This is a genomic window from Burkholderia sp. JPY481, from assembly GCF_038900515.1.
In the GTDB taxonomy this organism is placed as follows: Bacteria; Pseudomonadota; Gammaproteobacteria; order Burkholderiales; family Burkholderiaceae; genus Paraburkholderia; species Paraburkholderia youngii.
This window is the reverse complement of the sequence record NZ_JAYMRT010000065.1, coordinates 1-5,808: the sequence shown is the minus strand read 5'-3', so window position 1 is coordinate 5,808 and position 5,808 is coordinate 1. Positions and strand designations below refer to the sequence as shown.

At 60.7% G+C, this 5,808-nt stretch carries 4 protein-coding genes and 3 pseudogenes; 6 read left to right on the top strand and 1 reads right to left on the bottom strand.

The genetic code is table 11. The features are described from left to right. Nucleotides 1-106: 106 nt before the first annotated feature. Both VSR82_RS39320 and VSR82_RS39315 read left to right on the top strand, forming a co-directional pair. Complete coding sequence (locus tag VSR82_RS39320; RefSeq protein ID WP_410853205.1) at nt 107-589, top strand: DUF3892 domain-containing protein; 483 nt, start codon at nt 107-109, stop codon at nt 587-589. A gap of 285 nt (nt 590-874) precedes the next feature. After that, on the top strand, nt 875-1,867 hold the full coding sequence (locus tag VSR82_RS39315; protein ID WP_498858853.1) for an IS5 family transposase: 993 nt from the start codon (nt 875-877) through the stop codon (nt 1,865-1,867). A gap of 264 nt (nt 1,868-2,131) precedes the next feature. Here VSR82_RS39315 and VSR82_RS39310 read toward each other — a convergent pair whose 3' ends face one another. Beyond that, nucleotides 2,132-2,392 carry a hypothetical protein gene (locus VSR82_RS39310; RefSeq protein WP_368587926.1) on the bottom strand — a complete coding sequence of 87 codons (261 nt, stop codon included), beginning with the start codon at nt 2,390-2,392 and terminating at the stop codon, nt 2,132-2,134. 806 nt (nt 2,393-3,198) lie between these two features. Between VSR82_RS39310 and VSR82_RS39305 the strand changes: the two are divergent. The 4 genes and pseudogenes from VSR82_RS39305 to VSR82_RS39290 form a co-directional block, all read left to right on the top strand. Continuing rightward, nucleotides 3,199-3,644: pseudogene (locus tag VSR82_RS39305) on the top strand (amidohydrolase family protein); the annotation flags it as partial. 239 nt (nt 3,645-3,883) lie between these two features. Beyond that, nucleotides 3,884-4,229, top strand: a pseudogene (tnpB, locus tag VSR82_RS39300) (IS66 family insertion sequence element accessory protein TnpB). A 51-nt stretch (nt 4,230-4,280) separates the two neighbouring features. Further along, nucleotides 4,281-5,555 (top strand): annotated as a pseudogene (gene tnpC / locus VSR82_RS39295) (IS66 family transposase); the annotation flags it as partial. Between the two features lie 87 nt (nt 5,556-5,642). Further along, nucleotides 5,643-5,808 (top strand): transposase (locus VSR82_RS39290; RefSeq protein WP_498858854.1); only part of this gene is annotated, 166 nt, incomplete at its 3' end.

Genomic DNA, 5,808 nt, shown 5'->3' with positions numbered 1-5,808 from the left:
CAAATTCCCATATTCAGGTTGTTGAATGTGACAAGGCAGAGAAGAGCTTTGCCATCCACTACATTGCCGATTTACGTCCGGCGGACGGCGACACGCGTCGCACTTGATGACTTGTGTTAGCGGCTCTAAGTCGGCTTTCAAATCTGATTTCTCGGAAGGAATTGAAATGACTTGTGTTTTAGTAAATCCAGATCCGTTTGATCTGCGCCAATACATATCGCATAAATCGCGGGTAAACCTGCAATTTCTTAATATGATGGATCGTGCAATATCAAACTCCATCATAAAGAGCGGGGGTTTTATGGCGCAGCGTATTCAGGTTCTCTGCATCAGGAAGACAAAAAAGCAAAGTAGGCACGAGGCCATTTCGCATATCGGCGGAAAGAACCCCGACGGGAGCCGGTGGAAGATCAGCGAGAAAGACGCTATTAACGGGATTGAGACGGGCAGGTGGAGCTTCTATGTTGTCGGAGGTGGCCAGACTGCTGATGTGCTCGTCTGGCAAACCCCGCAAGGCCAAAAATTCCTCAGGACGGGGCACGACGTGACCACTGCGGACAACCTTCTCAGCCTGCCCCAGTGCCGGTAAATGCTTTTCGTTGAACATGGCAGTTCGACGGGCCGGCCACCGCCTTGAGGCGTCTTGGCCAACTCGCGTTTCAAACGCGAGTGGATTAAGCGGGGAAATCTCCCTTATTGTCGAGCCCCTCACTTTGGGGCTCTCGTTTCGTTCAACATGGCGAATTCCGTCGACGAAGACGGAGCGGGACGGAAATCGTTGCCCCAGGGAAACGCTGATCAATTCGGCTCGGCAGTCATCGCTGAGGAGGCCGAGGACGTTGTAGTAAGAAGCTTACGGAACGGCGCGACGATCATGAAACGGCAGATCGGTTTTGCAGAAGCAGAAAGCTTGGGTAAGAAGCGCGTGACGAAACGGCAGCGCTTCCTGGCGGAAATGGAAAAGGTGGTGCCGTGGCAGCGCCTGTTGTTGGCGACTGGTCCTTACTACCCAAAAGGCGAGCGGGGCCGCCCGCCGGTCGGGTTGGAGCGGATGCCGCGAATCTATTTTCTGCAACAGTGGTACGGCCTGTCGGACGAAGGGCTTGAAGACGCGCTGTACGACAGCATTGCGATGCGTGCGTTCGCCGGTATCGACCTGGCGCGCGAGAATGTGCCGGATGCCACCACGCTGCTGAAGTTCCGGCGTCTGCTGGTCGATCACGAGCTGACGCGAAAGCTGTTCGACGAGATCGGCATCGAATTGTGCGAGCGCGGGCTGATGATGAAGGAAGGCACGCCGGTGGATGCGACGATCTTCGAGGCCCCGCCGTCCACGAACAACGCCGGGAACAGCCGTGACCCGGAAATGCACCAGGCGAAAAAGGGTAACGACGGGCATTTCGGCATGAAGGCGCATCTCGGTGTCGACGCCGACTCGGGGCTGGTGCACAGCCTGGTCACCACGGCGGCCAACGAATCGGATGTCTCGCAGGCCCATGCGCTGTTGCACGGTTACGAGCGCGAAGCGTTTGGCGATGCAGGCTACACGGGCGTGGGCAAGCGCGAGGAGATGAAGGGCAAGACGGTGAAGTGGCACGTGGCGCTCAGGCGCAGCAAGATCAAGGCGATGCCCGATGGGGCGCCGAAGGAGCTGGTGGTCGCGGTCGAGCGGACCAAGGCGCAAATTCGTGCGCGCGTCGAGCATCCGTTCCATGTTGTCAAGAACCTGTTCCGGCACCGCAAGGTGCGCTACAAGGGGTTGCTCAAGAACACTGCACAACTGTTCAGCCTGTTCGCGCTGGCGAACCTGGCGATGGCGCGTAACCGGTTGCGCCCATGTCATGGGAGCAGTCCGTCTGGCGTGTGAAAAATGCAGGAAGTCGGTCGCGTAGGTGCCCAGAAATTGCTGCGACGGCCTTCCTGTTTTAAAAATCGCGAGCCGTATGCGCTGGATCACCGGCGGCGGGCTCATTGATCAGCGTTTCCCTAGGGGTGTCCGCCGTGGTTTCACGCTTCGCAGCGATCGATTTTGTCCGGCTTGCCGAAAGGGCGAGCCAGTCGTTGGCTTGGTCAGATTTAAAATCCGGGCAAGGCGCGCTGCAGACCGGGCTGGAGAGTTGCGAATTGAAAATTACTCGCCTTCCAGCGGATCGGGTTCACCGAGTGCCTCGTCAATTAGCCGCCTGACTCGTCGCATGGCTTCGCCGACGGCCGCAGTTGCGGGGTGCACCGAGTGGTAATGCTCCGGTTTCGCGAGCGGCGCGCCGGTGCGCACGTCGTCCCGGTGGGAAAAGATGCGCTCGACAAGCAGCGTGACATTGGAGCCGCCGCGTACGTCGTCGTGCGCTGTCACCGTGATGCTGAAGCCTCGGTGCGTCTGTCTATCGAACATGTCATGTCTCGGCGGTACAAGCGATAGGTCAAGTCTAGCTCAGTGGGGTATCTGGTTCTTCGCGCGACCCGGGCTCCCAAAGTGTGTGCCCAGGTCTCGGCCGCACGGAGTCGGGCAGCATCCGTCAGCCCCTGACAAGCCGAACTGCCGGCAGACCGTCTCGGACATTTTGCGCAAGCGGTATGACGACTAGGGCCTCACAAAGCAAAGCATTTCTCACACTCAAACGCTGCTGCGGGGTTCGGGTGCCCGCAGCAATAGCACGTCTGTTTGCGCTTCGGTTGGAGCTCTGATGGAGCCTTGGTCGGTGCCTCGCCAGGTGTCTGTTGCCGCTGCAATGAGAGCCCTTCGATGCTAGCCTGCTCGGCTGCCGCGCGAAAGCGCCGTCGTACATTTCGCGACTGCGATCCCAGATCGCGCGCGCTTCGGCTGTCAGTGGCGCGTGTAGCCCAAGGTCGGTCGTTACATCGGCCGGCGCGACGGCGCCGCTCTGCTGGGTGCGTGGTTCCATGGTTCTCCTGGGGTGGTTGGAGTTCAATGCGATTCCGTGAACTGCGGAGCCGGTTCGCCGAGAGCTGAGATCTGTTTGTGGACGTAGTTCGCGAGCACTTCGGTGACTTTGTCAGCCGCGTCAATGCCCAGGTCCGCGGTAACCATCGGCCCGATCTTCGAGGGCCAGTTAAGCTACGCGTCACGCGCCGCGCGCGCTTCTTCGAACAGGACGTTTTTAGCGAGGTAAGCGACTCAGCTGGGCCGTTCGCCCATTCGCGTGCGCGTAAAGCATGATGGTGAACTGGAGCTGGCGGTCAGGGAGACGGATCGGGCGCTACGTGCCCGACTACGACGCCACGCTCGACGCATACCTTGCCCAACTGGACACGCACGGCGTATCACACGGCGTGCTTGTGCAGCCCAGCTTTCTCGGCACCGATTGCAGCTATATGCTCGATGCGCCGCGCCCCGCGCGCCGGAGATGGCGAATGCGGGCATTGCAGGGATTCGGCTGAACCTGATCGGACATGCCGATCAGCCGCTCGACAGATGGGTGAGCGCGCAAACGCTCGCCCATGTCCGCGATCTCAGATGGCATGTCAAAGTGCATGTGGAAGTTGCGCGGCTGCAGGACATCGTCGAGCCGCTTCTGGACGCCGGCATGAATGTCGTCGTCGATCACTTCGGCAGGCCCGATCCGGATATCGGTGTAAGAGACGTAGGCTTTCGCTGTCTTCTTGAACTGGCTGACACGCAGCGGCGCAAACTGTACGCTCAGGGTTTGCTGGTGGACGACTCCCAGGCACAGACGATGTTGCCTGTCGTTGTCGATGCACAGTCCGAACGGGCGATACCTCAGGAGCCGGATGCGCCACACACGCCTGCACCTGCCGTGGCTGCAAACGGCAGTATTCAGCTTCAGCATGGCAATACGTCACTTCGGATCGAAGGCGTGCCCGACGCGACGATCTTGCGCCTGGTCCTTGAGCGGGTCCTCCGATGATTGGCCTGCCCGCAAACACACGGATCTGGATCGCCGCCGGCGTCACCGACATGCGCGCAGGCTTCAACGGCCTTGCTGCGAAGGTGCAGACTGTTCTGGAACGTGACCCGTTCGGGGGCCACGTTTTTATCTTCAGGGGCAGGCGGTGATCTCCTGAAGGCGTTGTACTGGAGCGATGGTGGCCTATGCTTGCTTGCGAAGCGTCGTGAGAAGGGACGTTTCGCATGGCCCCGTGCCGACTCCGGTGTTGTTGCGCTGACAACGGCGCAACTTGCCCTTCTTCTCGAAGGGTGTGATTGGCGCGAGCCGGTCGATGCGGCTCTCCCGCGCAGCGCTTTGTAAACGTCTGTTACCCGATGATCCACGCGCAGCAGATGGTCGTAAACTGCAGCAATGGACCTGATCGATGCCGGCCTGCCCGACGACATTGATGCGCTGAAGGCGCTGGTCCGCACGAATGCTGCGTCGGCCCAGGCAAACGCCCAGCGGGTCGCAGAACTGCAGGACCAGCTCAGCTCTCGCGCGCTCGAGATTGAACATCTGAAGCTGACGATCGCAAAGCTGCGCCGCATGCAATTCGGCCGTAGGTCCGAGAAGCTGGAGCGTCAGATCGAGCAGCTTGAGTTGCGACTTGAGGATCTGCAGACCGACGAAGGTGCGGCCGCTCAGGCTGACGCCAGGAAGGCGCAGCAACGTCGCGAGAGTCCCCGCCGCAAATCATTGCCCGGTCACCTTGAGCGGGAAGAATGCCTACATCTGCCCCTCGATGAGCACTGCCCAGGATGCGGCGGCCCGCTCAAACCTCTGGGCGAAGACGTGTCCGAGCAGCTCGAATACGTGCGCGCACACTTCCGCGTCATCCATCATCGCCGTCCCAGATTCGCCTGTTCGTGTTGCGACTGCATCGTGCAGGCCGCAGCACCGAGCCGGCCAATCGATCGTGGCCTTCCAAGGTGGGCGCTGCTCGCACATATCGCGACATCGAAGTTCGCGTACCACATCCCGTTCTACCGGCAGTCTGTCATGTACGCGCGCGACGGCGTCGAGATCGAACCGGGCACCATGGGCCACTGGCTGGGCAGCGTGACATGGCTGCTCAGCCCGCTGGTCGACGCAGTGCGCCGCCACGCGCTTGGCGGCGCCAAGGTTCACGGTGACGACACGCCGCTGCCGGTACTCGCGCCGGGCAATGGCAGGACGAAGACCGGCCGGCTCTGGGTGTATGTGCGCGATGACCGGCCCAGTGGTTCCGCCGAGGCTCCTGCGGTCTGGTTTGCCTATACACCGGATCGTCGCGGCGAACACCCACAGCGGCATCTTGCCAACTTCAAGGGCGTGCTTCAGGCAGACGCGTTCGCCGGCTATGCGGAGCTGTACGTGGGCGGTCAGATTCAGGAGGCAGCATGCATGGCCCATGCACGTCGGAAGCTGCACGATCTGCACGCTGTCCGGCCATCGCCGATCACTGGCGAAGCACTGAAGCGTATCGGCGCACTCTATCGCATCGAAGAGCACATACGGGGCAAGCCACCCGAAGAGCGACGGCGTATCCGCCAGGCACAAGCCGCTCAGCTGCTTGACGACATGAAGCAGTGGTTCGAGGCGACGCTTCTCGCGCTCTCCGCGAAATCGGACACCACCAAAGCGATCCAATACTCGTTGAATCGCTGTAAGCGCCCGGTCATCCCATCTTGAGTCACGGTGAAAGTCTTGGGAGCATCGTGTTCACTTAAATAGGTGGACACGTGAACACTATTGACGAAGCAGCGGCACCTGGCCGCCGTCGCCGCCGGTCGCTACAGCGTCGAATTCAAGGCTCAGGTTGTGGCAGCTTGCCAGGGGCCCGGGGTGTCGCTCGCGGCGATCGCGTTGCACCACAAACTGAACGCCAATCTGCTTCGACGTTGGGTCGAGCAGGCCG

Bases quoted from the DNA above. Each gene is read 5' to 3' on its own strand.
- VSR82_RS39320 (WP_410853205.1), top strand. From the start codon at position 107: ATGACTTGTGTTAGCGGCTCTAAGTCGGCTTTCAAATCTGATTTCTCG.
- VSR82_RS39315 (WP_498858853.1), top strand. From the start codon at position 875: ATGAAACGGCAGATCGGTTTTGCAGAAGCAGAAAGCTTGGGTAAGAAG.
- VSR82_RS39310 (WP_368587926.1), bottom strand. From the start codon at position 2,392: ATGTTCGATAGACAGACGCACCGAGGCTTCAGCATCACGGTGACAGCG.